Below are 17,037 nucleotides of genomic sequence, written 5' to 3' on the forward strand. Positions count from 1 at the left end.
ATGACCCGCAATTCGAAGCTCTCGCTCCTCGCGCTCGGCAGCGCACTGGCGATCGCAGCAAGCGCCAATGCCCAGACTGCCCCCGCCCCGGCGGCTCCCACTCCCGCTGCTCCGGCGCCGACTGCGCCGGCACCTGCCGCTCCCGGCGCTCATGCCGGCCACGCTCCCGCTGCACCTGCCGCGCAGGCTCCGGCAGCGCCCGGCGCGCCTGCTGCCCCTGCCGCTCCCGGCGCACCTGCAGCACCCGCTGCCCCCAATCCGACGGTCGGCGGCGCGGCGATGGATGCGGCAAAGCCGATCCCGGTCAACGCCGCCGCCGCGCCCAACCTCAGCACGCTCGTCAAGGCAGTCACCGCCGCTGGCCTCGTGCCGACGCTGTCGGGCCCCGGCCCCTTCACCGTCTTCGCGCCGACCGACGCCGCCTTCGCGCGCCTCGCCCCCGGCACCGTTGATACGCTGATGAAGCCTGCCAGCAAGCCGACGCTGGTGAAGGTGCTGACCTATCACGTCGTGCCCGGCATCATCACCGTCGCCCAGCTCGCCGAACAGGCGAAGGCGAGCGGCGGCGTGGTGACGCTGACCACCGTCGAAGGTGAGCCGTTGAAGGTCACCGTCGGCACCAACACGGTCGAGATCGCCGACGTCAACGGCAACAAGGCCTATCTGGAAACGCCCGACGTCCGCCAGTCGAACGGCATCGTACACGTCATCAACGGCGTGCTGCTGCCCAATCTGAACGCCGCGCCGGCACCGGCGGCAGCGCCTGCCGCACCGAAGTAACCGGCGTCAGGGTTCCCACCGCGCGGCGGCGGCATCGTCGCTGCCGCGCGGGTCTACCCAGCGCTCGCCCCCGGCCAGCGTTTCCTTCTTCCAGAAGGGCGCGTCGGTCTTGAGCCGGTCGATCAAATAGGCGCACGCCTCCAGCGCCGCCGCGCGGTGCCTGGCGGCCGTGCCGACGAACACCACCGCCTCGCCGGGCAGCATCCGCCCGACGCGGTGCGTGATCCGCGCGGCGGTCAGCGACCAGCGCGCCACGGCCTCTTCGGCCAGCGCCCGCAGCGCGGCCTCGGTTCCGCCCGGATAATGCTCCAGCTCGAGCGCAACGACGCCGTCATCGGCACGCACGAGCCCGGTGAAAGTCGCGACGCCCCCCGCCCCGCCCCCGGCGATGGCGGCATGTTCGGCCCCAATGTCGATCGGCCGTGCATCGACGGCAACGGCGATCATCCGCCCGTCACCGGCGGAAACAGCGCCACCTCACGCGGCCGCCCGAGCGGCGCGTCGAGCGTCACGAAGCGCTGGTCGATCGCCGCGCGCAGCCGGCTCCGGTCCTCGAAGGCTGCGGCATAGCCTCCGCCCCGCGCCGCGAGCCAGCTCACCAGATCACCGACCGTCGTCAGTCCGTCCGGCAGCGCGATGGTCTCGGACGCCATTCCGATCCGCTCTCGCACCCAGGCGAAATAGAGGATCTCGGTCGCCATCAATCCATGTGCTTCAGGCCGGCGCGCAGATAGTCCCAGCCGGTGATAAGCGTCAACACCGCCGCCACCCACAGCGCGACGAGACTGACCGAATGGACCCACCCGACACCGGGCACAGCACCCGACAATATCAGCCCACCCAGCGCCACGAGCTGCAGCGTCGTCTTCCACTTGGCGAGTTGCGACACCGGCACCGACACCTGCAGCCCCGCCATGAACTCGCGCAGCCCCGACACCGCGATCTCGCGCACCAGTATTACGAGCGCTGCGATCTGGTGCGGCCCGGCAATCACCGGCGGCGACGCATCGCGCGTGCCGACCAGCAGCAGGATTACCGCCGCGACCATGATCTTGTCGGCGATGGGATCGAGGAACACGCCCAGTTTCGACACCGTCCCCTGCGCGCGGGCCAGATAGCCGTCGAAATAATCGGTCACGCCCATCAGGCAGTATAGCACGAACCCGGCCGCATAGCCCGGTGCCCAACCCGGCCACCACAACAACCATGCGAGCAGAGGAACGGCGACGATTCGCGAGAGGGTGAGCAGGTTGGGCAACGTCAGCATTGCCGCCGCTCTAGCCCCGTGGGCACGTGGGCGAAACCCCATGCGACAAGCGGGTTGCTGGCAGGAGTACCGCTCGGCTATGGCGGACCTTCTTTTCGTACAATCAGGCCCCGGAATTCCTATGCTCAATGCGCTCGGTTTGTTGAAGGAGCGCCGTTTCCTGCCCCTCTTCGTCACGCAGTTTCTGGGGGCTTTCAACGACAATCTGTTCAAGACCGCTATGGTGCTGTTCGCGACCTACCAGATCTATCGTAACCCAGCCGCCGAGCAGAATTTCAACGCTTTCGCGACCGCGATCGGGGTGATCCCTTTCTTCACCCTCTCGGCGCTGTCAGGGCAGTTGGCGGATACGCACGACAAAGCGGCCATCATCCGCATCGTCAAGACGGCGGAGATCGGCATCATGCTGCTCGGTGCGGGCGGGCTGCTGGTCGCGGAGTCCGGTTTCACGACGATCGGCATGACGATGATGCTGACAGCGGTGCTGTGCCTGGGCATCCATTCGACCTTCTTCGGGCCAATCAAATACGCGATCCTGCCGCAGCATCTGAAGGAGGATGAGGTGCTCGGCGGCACCGGATTGGTCGAGGCTGGGACGTACCTCGCGATCCTGTTCGGGACGGTGTCGGCGGGGCTGATGTCGGTGCGCGTCGCGGCAATCGCGGTTCTGGTGGTCGCGGGTGTCGGCTGGCTGGTCGCGATGCTGGTGCCGACCGCGCCCCGCCTCGGGCCGAAGCTGAAGGTCAATTTCAATCCGATCACCGCGTCCTGGCGGCTGATCAGCGCGACGATGCACATCCCACGCCTGTTCATGGCGATCTGCGCGATCAGCTTTTTCTGGACGATGGGCGCGGTGCTGATCGCGATCTTCCCGCCGCTGGTGAAAAACCTGCTGACTGCCGATCAAACCGTGTCGACGTTCGTGATCGCGTTGTTCTCGATCGGCGTGGCGATCGGGTCCGTCGCGATCAACGCGCTGCTCGGAGGCAAGACCTCTGCGAAGTTCGGCCCGGCATCGGTGCTGACGATGGGCGTGTTCGTCGTGATCTTCTCGCTGCTCGCGCGCAGCTTCCCGCATGCGGCGGCGGGCACTCTCTACGACCTCAACGATTTCATCCGGATGCCGCAGGGGTTGCTGATCGTCGTCGCGCTGATGGGGATCGCGATCACCGGCGGGATGTTCGTCGTGCCGCTCTACGCCTTCCTGACGACCACCGTGTCGAAGGATCAGACCGCGCGCACCGTCGCCGCCAACAACGTCGTCAATTCTGGCGCGATGTGCGTCGGCGCGCTGGTGGTGGTGGTGCTGGGCTTTGCGGGCGTGCAGCCTCAGGACATGCTGTTCCTGGTCGCGGCAATGTGCCCGGTTTCGGCGTGGCTGGCGCAGAAGCTGCACCTGCTCTGCGACTAGGCGAGGCTCACGCGATCAGCGTGTAGAAGCAGATGAAGAAGGCGGTGAAGCTCAGCACGAAGAGCTTCAGGTCGGTCTCGTCCTTGCGGGTCAGCGCGCGCGTCAGCGTCAGCGCTTCTGTCCGCGCCAGCGACTGGCGGAATGGATGGCGCGGGATCGGGGCGGGAAGCATCGTCTTCATGGCAAGACGTTAACGCGCCGTTTACGATTCCGCCCAACGCTAGGTTGGGTTAACGCCGGTCCGATTTCGGGACGTTATTCCCACTCGATCGTCCCCGGCGGCTTGCTTGTGTAATCATACGTCACGCGGTTCACGCCGCGGACTTCGTTGACGATACGGGTCGAGACGCGGGCAAGAAAGCCGCCGGGAAATTCGAACGCCTCCGCCGTCATGCCGTCCGTGGATGTCACCGCACGCAGCGCCAGCACCGAATCGTAGGTCCGCCCGTCGCCCATCACGCCGACGCTGCGCACCGGCAGCAATACCGCGAACGCCTGCCAGATCGTGTCGTAGAGCCCGGCGTTGCGGATCTCCTCCAGGTAGATCGCGTCGGCCTTGCGCAGGATGTCGCAGCGTTCCTTGGTGACCTCGCCGGGGATGCGGATCGCGAGGCCAGGCCCCGGAAACGGATGCCGCCCGACGAACGCCTGCGGCAGGCCGAGCTCACGGCCGAGCACGCGGACCTCGTCCTTGAACAGCTCGCGCAGCGGCTCGACGAGCTGCATGTTCATCCGTTCGGGCAGACCGCCGACATTGTGGTGGCTCTTGATCGTGACCGAAGGGCCGCCGGTGAAGCTGACACTCTCGATCACATCCGGATAGAGCGTGCCCTGCGCGAGGAAATCCGCGCCGCCGACCTTCTTTGCCTCGGCCTCGAACAAGTCGATGAAGGCGCCGCCAATGAACTTGCGCTTCTTCTCCGGGTCGGTGACGCCCGCCAGCCCTTCGAGGAACGTCGCTTCCGCGTTCACGTGGACGAGCGGGATGTTGTACGAATTGCGGAACAGGCTGACGACCTGATCGGCCTCCCCCGCCCGCATCAGGCCGTGATCGACGAACACGCAGGTAAGCTGCTCGCCGATCGCCTCGTGGATCAGCACCGCCGCCACCGCCGAATCGACGCCGCCGGACAGGCCGCAGATCACGCGGCCCTTGCCGACCTGCTTGCGGATGTCGGCGATCTTGGCGGCGCGGAATTCGGCCATCGTCCACTCGCCGGCGAGGCCGCAGACGTGGCGCACGAAATTGGCGAGCAGCTTCGCGCCGTCGGGCGTGTGCGCGACCTCCATGTGGAACTGCGTGGCGTAGTAGCGGCGCGTATCGTCGGCGACGACCGCGATCGGCGAACCGGGGCTGGTCGCGACGGGGCGGAAGCCGGGGGCAAGCGCAGTCACCTTGTCGCCGTGGCTCATCCACACCTGATGATGCTCGCCGATCTGCCAGAGGCCGTCGAACAGCACGCAATCGTCGGTCACTTCGATGACGGCCGAGCCGAATTCGCCCATGTCGCCGAGCCGGACCTCGCCGCCGAGCTGGTGCATCATCACCTGCTGGCCGTAGCAGATGCCGAGGATCGGCAGGCCGCTGTCGAAAATCTCCTGCGGCACGCGGGGGCTGCCCTCGTCGAGCACCGAGGCAGGCGAGCCGGAGAGGATGATCCCCTTGGGCTTCATCCGCGCGAAGGCTTCGGCGGCGGTCGTGAAGGGCGCGATCTCGCTATAGACCCCCGCCTCGCGGACGCGGCGGGCGATGAGCTGCGTCACCTGGCTGCCGAAATCTACGATCAGGATCGAATCGGAGCTGATCGACTCGCTGGGGGCGTTGGCTTGCTGTGTCATGGCGAGCCGATAGCGACCGTATCGCCTCCACGCCAGTGCGGGCGACCGAACCACCCCGAAGGTAACGAAGGTAACGCAAAACGGGGGTGAAAATGCGACGAACCGAGCACCCCTGCGATGTGCCGCTCTGAGTCATCGAAATGCGGTCGATCGTCATGTCCCGAAGATGCACGAATCCGCTCGTGTAGGACAGCCCCGCACCCCGTCCCGGACTGTCACAAAAAACCGCTTCACATATCTGCAATATATGTGTCATCATTCTGTAACATCGCAGTCACGCGATGATTAGGAGATGAAACCATGAAGAAGATGATCGCCCTCTCGTTGCTTGTCCTCGCGCCGCTGTCGGTGCCGGCAGTGGCTTCCGCTCAAGATGCTTATGCCGACACGCATGTCCGCAACCTCGAGAGCGCCTCGCAGGTCGCTCCGCGCGACGGCGGTACGATGATCGAACTGGCGCAGGCCTATGCCAACGCGAACCGCGGAGCCGATGCGCTGACCGCCTATGCGCGCGCGCTCAAGCTCGACAATATGATGCTGGTGACGAAGACCGGAGACAACGTCTGGTCGCATCAGATCGCCAAGCGCGCGCTCGCCCACGGGCCGGAGCTTTCGTCGCGCTGACAAAATAAAGGGGGCGCTCAAGCGCCCCCTCGTTTCCCGCGATCAGTGGAGATTGCGGTCGAACAGCGCGAGCATCTCGCGCCAGCCGCGTTCGGCGGCGTCCTTGTTGTAGATCGGAAAGTCGGTCTTCATCCAACCGTGCGCCGCGCCTTCGTAGATTTCGGCGACGTGCTTCACGCCAGCATCGGTCAACGCCTTTTCCATGCGCTCGGCCTGTTCGGGCGGATAGCTATCGTCCTTGTCGGCGCCGGCGACATAGACCTCCGCCTTCATCTTCGGCGCAAGCAGATGCGGACTGGTCGGCTTGTCAGTCGCGATGTTGCCGCCGTGATAGCTTGCCGCCGCCGCGACCCGCTCCGGGAAAAATCCCGCCGCCGTCAGCGCCATGCCGCCGCCCATGCAGAAGCCGACCGTGCCGACCTTCTCACCCGCGACATCACTGCGCGTATCGAGATAGGCGAGGAGAGCCCTGGTATCCTCCGCCGCCTTGTGATTGTCGGTCGATGCCATCAGCGTCGGCACGATGCTGTTGCCGAAGCCTTGCGCGAACACCGCCTTGGGATCGAGCGTCTCGTGCGGGCCGTAGCGATAGAACAGATCAGGCAGCAGCGCGACATAGCCGGCATCGGCCAGCCGCCGCGCCATGTCGATCATCGCCGGGCGGATCGCCAGCGCGTCCATATAGACGATCACCGCCGGCCATGGCCCGGCCCCTTCCGAGGGGGTGAGCACATAGGTATTGCAATCGCCATCGGCGGTTTTGATCGTCACCTGTTCCTGCGGCATGTCGTTTCCTCCAGTCCTAGTTGATCGGCTTGATGGCGAGCCCGGTCCATTTCGCGGCGAAAGCCCATTCGTCGGCGGTTTCGGCGATGACCTTGGCGATCGGCTTGCCCGATCCGTGGCCGGCGCGCGTCTCGATGCGGATCAGATGCGGCTTGGGACCGATGTCCGCTGCCTGCACCGCCGCCGCATATTTGAAGCTGTGGCCCGGCACGACGCGATCGTCCGTGTCGGCGGTGGCGATCAGGATCGCCGGATAGACCGTGCCGCTCCTGATGTTGTGATACGGTGAGTAGGCGTAGAGCGTCCTGAAATCGGCCTCTTTCGACGAATAGCCGTAATCGTCGACCCAGTAGCGCCCCGCCGTGAAGCGATCGAAGCGCAGCATGTCCATCACCCCCACCGCCGGCAGAGCCGCCGCGAACAAATCCGGCCGCTGATTGGTGACGGCGCCGACGAGGAGCCCGCCGTTCGACCCGCCCTGAATGGCGAGGCCGCCCTTCGACGTGATGCCCTGTGCCTTCAGATATTCGCCCGCCGCGATGAAATCGTCGAACACGTTCTGCTTGTTGGCGAGGCGGCCGCCGTCATGCCACGCCTTGCCATATTCGCCACCGCCGCGAATGTTAGCGACCGCGAGCACCCCGCCCTGCTCCAGCCAGGCCAGCCGCCCGGCCGAGAAGGCCGGCGTCACCGAGATGTTGAAGCCGCCATACGCATAGAGCAGCGTCGGCGCCGGGCCGGTCACGTCCTTCCGGCGGACGACGAACATCGGAACCTTCGTGCCGTCCTTCGAGGCGTAGAAACGCTGCTCGACCGTGTAGGCGGCGGGATCGAACGCGACCTCGGGCTGGACCCAGATCGCCGATTTTCCGGTCTTTACATCGTAGCGGTAGATCGTCGTCGGCGTCGCGAAGCTGGTGAAGGTGTAGAACAACTCGGGATCGGTTTCGTCGCCGCTGATGCCGCCGATCGCGCCGATGCCGGGCAGCGCGATCGCGCCTTCGGATGCACCGTCCAGCGCATAGCGGCGCAGCTCGGATTTCACGTCGACGAGATATTCCGCGATCAGCTTGCCGTCGTGGATCGATGCGCTTTGCAGCACGGCGCCGGTCTTGTCCTCGGGCACGACCTCATGGATCGGCGGGACGGCCGAGCGGGCGTTGAGATTGGTCGCGACGATGCGCTGGCGCGGCGCGCCATTGTCGGTCCGCCAGTAGAAATTCGCGCCGATATTCCCGGCCAGCGCCCATTCGTTGTCCAGCGCCTTGAAGATCGTACGCGGCACGGGCCTGGGCGCGGTGAGATCGATCACGGTGATCGCGTAGCGGGTATCGGTGCCCTCGGTCGTGGTGATGACGAGGTATTTGCCGTCGTCGGTCACCTGCGCGCTATGGCCGCGCTTGGGCGTGTCGGGGGTCTCGTAGATCAGCGTGTCGGCGGACTGCTGCGTGCCGATCCGGTGGAAGTAGATCTTCTGGTTCTCGTTGAGCGCCTGGAATTTCTGGCCGTCGGCGGGGACGGGAAAGCGCGAATAGTAGAAGCCCGATCCGTCCTTCGCCCAGGCGAAATTGGAGAACTTCACCCATTCGACGGTGTCGGGGAGGATCTGACCGCTGGCGACGTCGAGCACCTTGACGGTGCGCCAGTCGGTGCCGCCGTCCTGCACCGAATAGAGCATCTTGCTGCCGTCCTCCGAAGGCACCCATTCGGCGAGCGCGGTGGCGCCGTCCTTCGACCAGCCGTTCGGATCGATCAGCACGCGGCCCGCGCCGTTCAGCCCGTCGCGGACGTAGAGTACAGACTGGTTCTGGAGGCCTGCGTTGCGCGTGTAGAAATAACGCGCGCCCTTCTTCACCGGCACGCCGAACCGCTCGTAATCGAGCAGTTTGTTGAGCCGCGCCGTCAGGATGTCGCGGCCGGGGAGCGTGTCGAGATACGCGCTGGTCGTCGCGACCTCAGCATCGACCCACGCCTTGACCGCAGGATCGGTACGCACGTCGTTCTCGAGCCAGCGATAGGGATCGGCGACCTTCACCCCGAACTGGGTGTCGACCTGATCGACCTTGCGGGTCTCGGGATAGTGCATGGGGGCTCCGGTCTGGGCGAAAGCGGGGGTGGCGAGGAGAATCGCGATAAGGGGCAGCGCGCGGCGCATATGGGGCTTTCCGGGGGAGGACAAAAGAAAAGGAGCCGCACCGTATCCGGTGCGACTCCTTTTTCAAGCCGTCGAGCGTCGCGGCAGAGCCGCGTCGTCGGCCGGAGCTACGCTTACGCGTCCTCGTAATCATCCGCCTCGATGACGGGGCCCGAATCCTGGCCCTTGGCCGAGACGTCGCGGTCGACGAATTCGATGATCGCCATCGGCGAGGCGTCCGACGCGCGGATGCCGGCCTTGATGATGCGGGTGTAGCCGCCGTTGCGATCGGCGTAGCGCGAGGCCAGCACGTCGAACAGCTTCACCAGCTGCGCGTCGTCGAGCAGGCGGGCATGCGCGAGACGGCGGTTGGAGAGACCGCCCTTCTTGGCGAGCGTGATCAGCTTCTCGACGTACGGGCGCAGTTCCTTCGCCTTGGCGACGGTGGTGGTGATCTGCTCGTGCTTGATGAGCGCTGCCGACATATTGCGGAACAGCGCGATGCGGTGGGCCGAGGTCCGCTGAAGCTTACGGCCGCCTACACGGTGACGCATTGGATAGTCCTTTTCGTTCGTTAAGGGGCCGGTTCAAGGAACCCCAGACCAGGTGGGGACGGTCGGCCCACCCTATCTTCCGTCATCCCCGCGAAGGCGGGGATCCATGTTTCCGCAGGCACTACGCCGCTGCAAAGCCGCGTCGTCGATCGGGCTTGCAGCCCGTCGGCCGGGCTGGCGCCGTCTCCGGGTTCGCTCACGCAAACCCGGTGCGACTTAGCCCATTATTTCCTGTTCCAGCTTCTTCGCCATCTCTTCGATGTTCTCGGGCGGCCAGCCGGGGATTTCCATGCCGAGACGCAGACCCATCGACGACAGCACTTCCTTGATCTCGTTCAAGGACTTGCGGCCGAAGTTCGGCGTGCGCAGCATCTCCGCCTCGGTCTTCTGCACGAGATCGCCGATGTAGATGATGTTGTCGTTCTTCAGGCAGTTGGCCGAACGCACCGACAGTTCGAGCTCGTCGACCTTCTTGAGAAGGTAACGGTTGATCTGCTGGGTATCGCCCGAAACCTCGCTCGACGCGGCGGGTGCCGCCTGGCCGATCGGGGCCGAGCGCGTCGCGGTCGAATCGTCGAAGTGGACGAACAGCGCAAGCTGGTCCTGCAGGATGCGGCCGGCGTAGCCGATCGCGTCCTCCGGCGTGACGGTGCCGTCGGTCTCGACCGTCAGCGTCAGCTTGTCGTAATCGAGCTCCTGCCCGACGCGGGTGTTCTCGACCTTGTAGCTCACCTGCTTGACCGGCGAGTAGAGCGCGTCGACCGGGATCAGGCCGATCGGCGCGTCGGCCGGACGGTTGGCGACCGCGGCGACATAGCCCTTACCGACGTCTGCGGTGAGTTCCATGTTGAGCGTCGCGCCGTCGTCGAGGTGGCAGATGACGAGATCGGGGTTCATCACCTCGATATCGCCCGAAACCGCGATGTCGCCGGCCTTCACCTCGGCGGGGCCGGTGGCGGAAAGCTGGAGACGCTTGGGGCCTTCGCCCTGCATGCGCAGCGCGATCTGCTTCACGTTGAGGACGATGTCGGTCACGTCCTCGCGAACACCCGCCAGCGACGAGAATTCGTGCAGCACGTTCTCGATCTTGATCGAGGTGACGGCCGCACCCTGGAGCGACGAGAGCAGAACGCGGCGGAGCGCGTTGCCGAGCGTCAGGCCGAAGCCGCGCTCGAGCGGCTCGGCGATGAAGGTCGCCTTCTTCTTGGTATCGCCGCCCGACTTCATTTCGAGGCCGCTCGGCTTCTTCAATTCCTGCCAGTTCTTTGCATTGACGGACACGGGCTTCCCCTTGGTTTTGGGCGGGAGTGGGCCACTCCGGCCATTGGGAGTCTCGTCCGCGCGGCGCGATCAACCGCGCGCGGACAAGGCGAAATCAGACGCGGCGGCGCTTCGAGGGGCGGACGCCGTTGTGCGGGATCGAGGTCACGTCGCGGATCGAGGTGATCTGGAAACCGACCGCCTGCAGCGCGCGGAGCGCCGACTCGCGGCCCGAACCGGGGCCCTTCACTTCGACTTCCAGCGTGCGGACGCCGTGTTCGGCGGCCTTCTTGCCGGCGTCTTCCGCCGCGACCTGCGCCGCATACGGGGTCGACTTGCGCGAGCCCTTGAAGCCCATCATGCCGGCCGACGACCACGAGATCGCGTTGCCCTGGGCATCGGTGATCGTGATCATCGTGTTGTTGAACGATGCGTTGACGTGGGCGACGCCCGACGTGATGTTCTTGCGCTCACGGCGCTTAATGCGCTGCGGTTCACGTGCCATGTTGAATTCCTAATCCTACGAAACGAGGAGCGAGCCGCAGTCACCTGCGGCTCAAACTCACTTCTTCTTGCCGGCGATCGGCTTGGCCTTGCCCTTGCGGGTGCGCGCATTGGTATGCGTGCGCTGGCCGCGGACCGGGAGGCCCTTGCGATGGCGAAGGCCGCGATAGCAGGCGAGATCCATCAGACGCTTGATGTTCATCGCGGTCTGACGGCGAAGATCGCCCTCGACCGTATGATCGGCGTCGATCGTCTCGCGGATCTGCAGCACTTCCGAATCGGTGAGATCCTGAACGCGGCGTTCCGGCGCGATGCCCAGCTTGGCGGTGATTTCCTTCGCCTTGGTATCGCCGATACCGTGGATGTAGGTCAGCGCGATCACCACGCGCTTGTTGGTCGGGATGTTGACACCCGCAATACGTGCCATGAACTAAAATCTCCTGCTCCACAGGGCGTGCATGGCTGCACAACCCCATCTCATCGCGTTGAACACCGAAACGCGCGACAGCCGACGCGCGCAGAGCGCCGCCGGTCACCGTCGTATCGGAAGACGCGCCAGATAGTAGGGCCTCGTAAGACTGTCAAGCGCCGGAGATCAAACGGAGGGATGTGAGCCCTTCGGCATTTTGATCCATTTGTGCAGCGCGACCGCCACCCACGCGATCTCGACCAGACCAAACGGCCAGGCCCCCTGCAGGAAGCCGTAAGCCGATCCCATCAGGCAGCCGATCGCGAAGGCCAGCGTCCACCAGTGGCTTCGCGCCTCCAGCATGTAGCATACCAGCATGAAGGTGACGGCGAACAGGCCGAAGAGGGTTAGGGCATCCATCGCTCACGCTTTGGCGACATCGGGCGCGGAATGCCAGGGAATCAGGCCGGCACGACGATCGCGACGATCAGCCCCGGCGTGTTGTCGCCCAGCTCCAGCCGGCCGCCGTGCAGCCGCGCCACCGCCTCGACCAGCGCCATGCCGAGCCCCGCGCCCGGCGTCGTGCGCGCGCCGTCGAGCCGGCCGAAGCGGCGCAGCGCCAGCGCGCGGTCGGCCTCGGCGATGCCGGGGCCGCGATCCTCGACTGCGAAACGCACCTCTCCCGCCGCGCGCCTCAGCCGCAGCGTAACCTCGCCGCCATCGGCCGCGTGGCGCAAGGCATTGTCGATCAGGTTGGTGATCGCCTGCGTCATCAGTTCGCGGTGCAGCACGATACGGCCCGCCCCCTCCCCGATCGCGGCCACGAAGGTCATGCCGTCGTCCTCGGCAACGGGCGCGTAGAGCTCGGCGATCTCCTCGACCAGTTCGGCGGGATCGACGCTGGTGAAGCGGTCGCGCGAGACCGATTCGGCGCGGCTGATCTCGATGAGCATCGTCAACATGCGCATGACGATATCGGTCTCGGTCAGCAGCCCGCTCATCGCCGCCTCGCGCGCTTCGGGATCGGCCTGAAGCACCGCCGCCTCGGCCTTGCTGCGCAACCGCGCGAGGGGAGAGCGCAGATCGTGCGCGAAACTGTCGGTGACGACGCGCAATTCGGTCATCAGCCGTTCGAGCTTCTCCAGCATCGCGTTTAGGCGAGAGGCGAGCCGGTCGAAGGCATCCTGCCCACCCGCCGCATTGGGTACGCGTCGCGAGAGATCGCCGTCCGCCACGCCCTCGATCACGTTCGCGACCTGATCGAGCCGCCGCCCGACATAGCGCGTGACGACGAGTCCGCCGCCGACGCCAAGCGCAAGAGACAAAAGGGTCGCCGCCAGCATCGCCTGCTCTATGCCGCGCTGCACCTGTTCCCAATCGTCGAGCAGGCGGCCGCTCAGCAGCCAGTCGTTGCCGATCTTCCGCACGGCATAGCCCGCCTCGCGTTCGGCCCAGGGGCGGTCGGCGCCGATCGTGCCGATGCGGAATTCGATCGGCTCGGGGGCGCCGCTGATCGTGATGTCTCCCGGCCCGACGCCGAAACGACGCTGCCCCTCATTATCGACCACCGCGAGGATCAGCGAGAAATCACCCGGCGCCCGGGCTTCGGCGATGGCGTGGCTCAGCGCGGGCAGCCCACCCGTCTGCCATACCGAGACCAGCGCGTCGGACTGTTCGATCGTGTCGCGGCGGAGCGCGTCGATGCTCGAATCATGGATCTGCCGCCACACGAAGGCGACCAGCACGAGGTTGGAGACGAGCGCGAGCCCGATCGCGAGCAGCGCGATGCGCGCGGTGACGGAGAGGCGGCGCATCCTCATCCGCTGGCGGCTCAGCTCTCCACCGAAAGCCGGTAGCCCGCGCCGCGCACGGTGTGGAGGATCGGCGTCGCGAAGCCTTCCTCGATCTTGCGGCGCAGGCGGCCGATATGGACGTCGACCACGTTCGATCCCGGATCGAAGTGATAGTTCCAGATCTTTTCCAGCATCATCGTGCGCGTGACCACCTGGCCGGCGTGGCGGGCAAGATATTCGAGCAGGTTGAACTCGCGCGCGCCGAGCGGGATCGTGCGGCCCTCGCGCGTGACGGTGCGGGCGAGCAGATCGATCTCCAGGTCGCCGACCGAGAGGCGCGTCACCTGCTGTTGCGTGGCCGCGCGATCGGTTCGGCGCAGCAGCGCCTCGATCCGCGCGAACAGCTCCGCAAAGGAAAAGGGTTTGCAGAGATAATCGTCTGCCCCGGCCTTCAGCCCGTCGACACGGTCATCGACGGTGGCGAGCGCGGAAAGCATCAACACCGGGGTGCGAACCTCGGCCGCGCGAATCGCGCCGACCATCGCCAGGCCGTTGAGACCGGGCAGCATGCGATCGGCGATGATGAGGTCGAAGATGCCCTCGCTCGCCAGAAACAGGCCGTCGCGGCCGTCACTCGCGTTTTCCACGGCGAAACCCGCCTCGGTCAGACCCTTGGCCAGGTATGATGCCGTGCCGGCATCATCTTCGACGATCAGGATCTTGCGGGTCATGGGTGCAGACATTCCGAACGGGAACCTCTTGCCTAGAACGAAATGAGGCCGGCGGAAAGCAAGCCTTCCGCCGGCCACCAACACCCCCGGGAGTGCGGGTGCCAGTCTCGGGAACTCGTTCGGCTGCGTGCATCAGCCACGTCCGACGCTATAGGCGAGGGACTTGGACGGACCGATGAAGCGGACATGACGAATTCGTCATGTCCGGGCGCGTCGCGCGAATGACCGTGCCAAACGATCGAGGGGGGCGTGCCGGCACCCGCTCCCGCCGTGGGGGTTCAGCGCCCCGCCTTTTCCGGCGGAGGCGGTGGAGCGGCTTCCGCCGCGGCTTTCAGGTTCAGCACCTGCAGGGCCAGCACCTCGTCGACCTGCGGGGCGAGCTTCTCGCCGCCCGCGCGCATGTAGCCGGCGACGAGGTAGGTCATGGTCAGCGTGGTCGCGCCCCTCTCGCCGGGATCGACCTTGAAGGTAAGCGTGCCCTTCACCGCCTCGGCCTGGAGCGGCCCGAGCGCACCGTCGAGGCGGATCATGCGCGGCGGCTGGATATAGATGATGTGCGCGTGCTCGACGCTGCCCTTGTCGGCGAGCTTTTCACAGAAGCACCCCGTCGCCTGCGAATCGAGATAGAGGTTGGCCGCATCGTCCGAATAGGTGTGGTCCTTGCTCCACCATTTCTGTGGAGCGCGGAGCGTTTCCCACACCTGCTGCACGGGCGCCTCGACGGTGACGACCTGCTTCACCTCGAAATGATCGGCCGCGCTCTCGACGATCTCGGCCGAGGCGGGCGCCGCGAGGAACAGGGCCGCGGCGGTCGCGAGCAGAGCGGTCAGTTTCATCGTCGTCCCCCCGGATATGCGGGCCGACGATATCGCGCGCGTCAGCCCGCGTCGAGGATCGCCGCGATCTGCTTGCCGACCTCGTCCATGTCGGCCATGCCGTCGACCCGCGCGACGAGACCGCGCGCTTCGTAGATCGGCAGGATCGGCAGCGTCTTGGCGCGATATTCGGCCATGCGCGTGCGGACGGTTTCCTCATTGTCGTCGGGGCGGCGCTTGAACTCGTGCGCGCCGCAGACGTCGCAGGTATCGGCGACCTTCGGCTGCTTGAACGTGTCGTGATAGCCCGCGCCGCAGCTTGCGCAGGTGAAGCGGCCGACGATACGCTCGACCAGCGCATCCTCGTTGACTTCGAGCTCGATCACCTTGTCGAGCGTGCGGCCGCGATCGGCCAGCAGGCCATCGAGCTGCTCGGCCTGCGCGGCGGTGCGCGGATAGCCGTCGAAGATCACGCCCTTGGCGGTATCGTCCATGTCGAGCCGTTCGCCGATGATGCCCGAGACGATCTCGTCAGAGACGAGTTCGCCCGCCTCCATCACGGCCTTCGCCTTGACGCCGGTCGGCGTGCCCGCCTTGACGGCGGCGCGCAGCATGTCGCCGGTCGACAGCTGGACCATCCCCCGCTCCGCCTCGAGCCGGCTGGCCTGCGTGCCCTTGCCCGCTCCCGGCGGCCCAAGCAGAATGATGTTCAAGTCCCCGCTCCCGTGCTTGCTGCGTACCCGCCCCTCTTAACGGAGGCGGCCGCCCTTGAGTTTCGACTTCTTGATCAGATCGCCATACTGATGCGCCAGCAGGTGACTCTGGATCTGCGTCACGGTGTCCATCGTGACGTTGACCACGATCAACAGGCTCGTGCCGCCGAGGTAGAACGGAATCTGCAGCAGCGATACGAGATATTCGGGCAATAGACAGATGATCGCGAGATAGCCCGCGCCGATCACGGTGATGCGCGTCAGCACGTAGTCGAAATAGATCTCGGTGTTCTTGCCGGGCCGGATGCCGGGAATGAACCCGCCGTAGCGCTTCAGATTGTCCGCCGTCTCCTCGGGGTTGAACACCACCGCCGTGTAGAAGAACGAGAAGAAGATGATGCCCGCGCCGTAGAGCAGCATGTACACCAGGCTGCCGTGCTGCAGATACTGGTTGAGCGTCAGGATGACGTCGCCCCACCAGCTGTCGCCCGCGACGCGGTTGCCCGCGAACTGCGTGATCGTCAGCGGCATCAGCAGCAGCGACGAAGCGAAGATCGGCGGGATCACGCCCGCCGTATTGATCTTGAGCGGCAGATGGCTGCGATCGGCCTGCATGCCGCGTTGCGTCTGTCGCTTCGGATACTGGATCAGGATGCGGCGCTGGGCGCGCTCCATGAAGCAGATGAACAGCACGAGGCCGACCACCGCGACGATGATGCCGATCAGGCGGAAGGCGTCGAGGTTGCCCGAACGCCCGCCCTCGAACAGATTGTAGAGCGTCGTCGGCAGGCTCGCGACGATGCCGGCCATGATGATCAGCGACATGCCGTTGCCGATGCCGCGATTGGTGATCTGCTCACCGATCCACATCAGGAACATCGTCCCGCCGACGAGGCTGATGACCGCGGCCACGCGGAACAGGATGCCGGGATCGACCACCACGCCCTGCCCTTCCAGGCCGACCGCGATGAAATAGCCCTGCACCATCGTGAGGCCGACGGTGCCGTAGCGCGTATACTGGTTGAGCCGTTTGCGCCCGCTCTCGCCATCCTTCTTGATGGCGGCGAGCGTCGGCGATAGCGAGGTCGCGAGCTGCACGACGATCGAGGCGGTGATATAGGGCATCACGCCGAGCGCGATGATGCTCGCCTGCTTCAGCGCGCCGCCCGAAAAGGCGTTAAACACATCGAGCACACCGCCGGTCGTGCGATCGGCCAGGCCCTTCAGCAGCAGCGCGTCGATGCCCGGCAGCGGCACGTAGACCAGCATACGAAAGACGATCAGTGCGCCGATCGTGAACCACAGGCGCTTCTTGAGATCGGTCGCCTGCGCGAACTTCGACAGGCTGATGCTGGAGGCCATCTGATCGGCTGCGGATGCCATTATTTCTATCGTCCTGGAAACAGAAGCGGCGGGA

At 65.7% G+C, this 17,037-nt stretch carries 20 protein-coding genes; 3 read left to right on the top strand and 17 right to left on the bottom strand.

What is annotated here, in order from left to right; all coding sequences use genetic code 11:
* Positions 1-780 carry a fasciclin domain-containing protein gene (locus Q5H94_RS08520; RefSeq protein ID WP_304560838.1) on the top strand — a complete coding sequence of 260 codons (780 nt, stop codon included), beginning with the start codon at positions 1-3 and terminating at the stop codon, positions 778-780.
* A 6-nt stretch (positions 781-786) separates the two neighbouring features.
* Here Q5H94_RS08520 and Q5H94_RS08525 read toward each other — a convergent pair whose 3' ends face one another.
* From Q5H94_RS08525 to pgsA, 3 genes are read right to left on the bottom strand one after another with little or no spacing between them, the layout of a single operon-like run.
* Entirely contained in the window at positions 787-1,227 is a 441-nt protein-coding gene (locus Q5H94_RS08525; RefSeq protein WP_304560839.1) for a molybdenum cofactor biosynthesis protein MoaE, read from the bottom strand.
* Positions 1,224-1,481, bottom strand: a complete 258-nt coding sequence (gene moaD, locus Q5H94_RS08530) for a molybdopterin converting factor subunit 1 (protein ID WP_304560840.1) — start codon at positions 1,479-1,481, stop codon at positions 1,224-1,226. The genes Q5H94_RS08525 and moaD overlap by 4 nt, the downstream gene beginning before the upstream one ends.
* The gene (gene pgsA / locus Q5H94_RS08535; RefSeq protein ID WP_304560841.1) at positions 1,481-2,047 is read right to left on the bottom strand and encodes a CDP-diacylglycerol--glycerol-3-phosphate 3-phosphatidyltransferase; all 567 of its coding nucleotides are present in this window, start codon (positions 2,045-2,047) and stop codon (positions 1,481-1,483) included. Before pgsA ends, moaD begins: the two co-directional genes overlap by 1 nt.
* Before the next feature lie 121 nt (positions 2,048-2,168).
* Between pgsA and Q5H94_RS08540 the strand changes: the two genes are divergently transcribed.
* On the top strand, positions 2,169-3,458 hold the full coding sequence (locus Q5H94_RS08540) for an MFS transporter (RefSeq protein ID WP_304560842.1): 1,290 nt from the start codon (positions 2,169-2,171) through the stop codon (positions 3,456-3,458).
* Positions 3,459-3,465: 7 nt separating this feature from the next.
* Here the strand turns inward: Q5H94_RS08540 and Q5H94_RS08545 are convergent, their stop codons facing one another.
* A complete protein-coding gene (locus Q5H94_RS08545; RefSeq protein WP_304560843.1) occupies positions 3,466-3,639 on the bottom strand; it encodes a hypothetical protein in 174 nt (57 codons plus the stop codon).
* A 74-nt stretch (positions 3,640-3,713) separates the two neighbouring features.
* A complete protein-coding gene (gene guaA, locus Q5H94_RS08550; RefSeq protein ID WP_304560844.1) occupies positions 3,714-5,297 on the bottom strand; it encodes a glutamine-hydrolyzing GMP synthase in 1,584 nt (527 codons plus the stop codon).
* Positions 5,298-5,597: 300 nt separating this feature from the next.
* On the opposite strand from guaA, the gene Q5H94_RS08555 reads away from it, so the two are divergent.
* Complete coding sequence (locus Q5H94_RS08555) at positions 5,598-5,921, top strand: tetratricopeptide repeat protein (RefSeq protein WP_304560845.1); 324 nt, start codon at positions 5,598-5,600, stop codon at positions 5,919-5,921.
* 42 nt (positions 5,922-5,963) lie between these two features.
* Here Q5H94_RS08555 and Q5H94_RS08560 read toward each other — a convergent pair whose 3' ends face one another.
* The 12 genes from Q5H94_RS08560 to secY all read right to left on the bottom strand — a co-directional run bounded on the left by Q5H94_RS08560 (position 5,964) and on the right by secY (position 17,003).
* The gene (locus Q5H94_RS08560; RefSeq protein WP_304560846.1) at positions 5,964-6,707 is read right to left on the bottom strand and encodes a dienelactone hydrolase family protein; all 744 of its coding nucleotides are present in this window, start codon (positions 6,705-6,707) and stop codon (positions 5,964-5,966) included.
* 16 nt (positions 6,708-6,723) lie between these two features.
* Positions 6,724-8,862 carry a prolyl oligopeptidase family serine peptidase gene (locus Q5H94_RS08565; protein WP_304560847.1) on the bottom strand — a complete coding sequence of 713 codons (2,139 nt, stop codon included), beginning with the start codon at positions 8,860-8,862 and terminating at the stop codon, positions 6,724-6,726.
* 113 nt (positions 8,863-8,975) lie between these two features.
* The gene (gene rplQ, locus Q5H94_RS08570; protein WP_304560848.1) at positions 8,976-9,395 is read right to left on the bottom strand and encodes a 50S ribosomal protein L17; all 420 of its coding nucleotides are present in this window, start codon (positions 9,393-9,395) and stop codon (positions 8,976-8,978) included.
* 216 nt (positions 9,396-9,611) lie between these two features.
* Complete coding sequence (locus tag Q5H94_RS08575) at positions 9,612-10,676, bottom strand: DNA-directed RNA polymerase subunit alpha (protein ID WP_304560849.1); 1,065 nt, start codon at positions 10,674-10,676, stop codon at positions 9,612-9,614.
* Between the two features lie 94 nt (positions 10,677-10,770).
* Positions 10,771-11,160, bottom strand: a complete 390-nt coding sequence (gene rpsK, locus Q5H94_RS08580) for a 30S ribosomal protein S11 (RefSeq protein WP_034161671.1) — start codon at positions 11,158-11,160, stop codon at positions 10,771-10,773.
* A 57-nt stretch (positions 11,161-11,217) separates the two neighbouring features.
* Positions 11,218-11,586: a 30S ribosomal protein S13 gene (gene rpsM / locus Q5H94_RS08585; RefSeq protein WP_093226324.1), complete on the bottom strand. Its 369-nt coding sequence runs from the start codon at positions 11,584-11,586 to the stop codon at positions 11,218-11,220.
* A gap of 168 nt (positions 11,587-11,754) precedes the next feature.
* Positions 11,755-11,988, bottom strand: a complete 234-nt coding sequence (locus tag Q5H94_RS08590) for a hypothetical protein (protein WP_304560850.1) — start codon at positions 11,986-11,988, stop codon at positions 11,755-11,757.
* Positions 11,989-12,029: 41 nt separating this feature from the next.
* Positions 12,030-13,382 carry a sensor histidine kinase gene (locus Q5H94_RS08595; RefSeq protein WP_304560851.1) on the bottom strand — a complete coding sequence of 451 codons (1,353 nt, stop codon included), beginning with the start codon at positions 13,380-13,382 and terminating at the stop codon, positions 12,030-12,032.
* A 17-nt stretch (positions 13,383-13,399) separates the two neighbouring features.
* Positions 13,400-14,092 (bottom strand): response regulator transcription factor, encoded by a 693-nt coding sequence (locus Q5H94_RS08600; RefSeq protein WP_304560852.1) that lies wholly within the window; start codon positions 14,090-14,092, stop codon positions 13,400-13,402.
* A gap of 278 nt (positions 14,093-14,370) precedes the next feature.
* Positions 14,371-14,928 (bottom strand): SRPBCC family protein, encoded by a 558-nt coding sequence (locus tag Q5H94_RS08605; RefSeq protein ID WP_304560853.1) that lies wholly within the window; start codon positions 14,926-14,928, stop codon positions 14,371-14,373.
* A 41-nt stretch (positions 14,929-14,969) separates the two neighbouring features.
* Positions 14,970-15,620 (bottom strand): adenylate kinase, encoded by a 651-nt coding sequence (locus tag Q5H94_RS08610; protein WP_304560854.1) that lies wholly within the window; start codon positions 15,618-15,620, stop codon positions 14,970-14,972.
* A 36-nt stretch (positions 15,621-15,656) separates the two neighbouring features.
* Positions 15,657-17,003, bottom strand: coding sequence for a preprotein translocase subunit SecY (gene secY / locus Q5H94_RS08615; RefSeq protein ID WP_304560855.1), 1,347 nt, complete (start codon positions 17,001-17,003; stop codon positions 15,657-15,659).
* Between the last annotated feature and the right edge of the window lie 34 nt (positions 17,004-17,037).

This window comes from Sphingomonas immobilis, from assembly GCF_030580995.1.
In the GTDB taxonomy this organism is placed as follows: Bacteria; Pseudomonadota; Alphaproteobacteria; order Sphingomonadales; family Sphingomonadaceae; genus Sphingomonas; species Sphingomonas immobilis.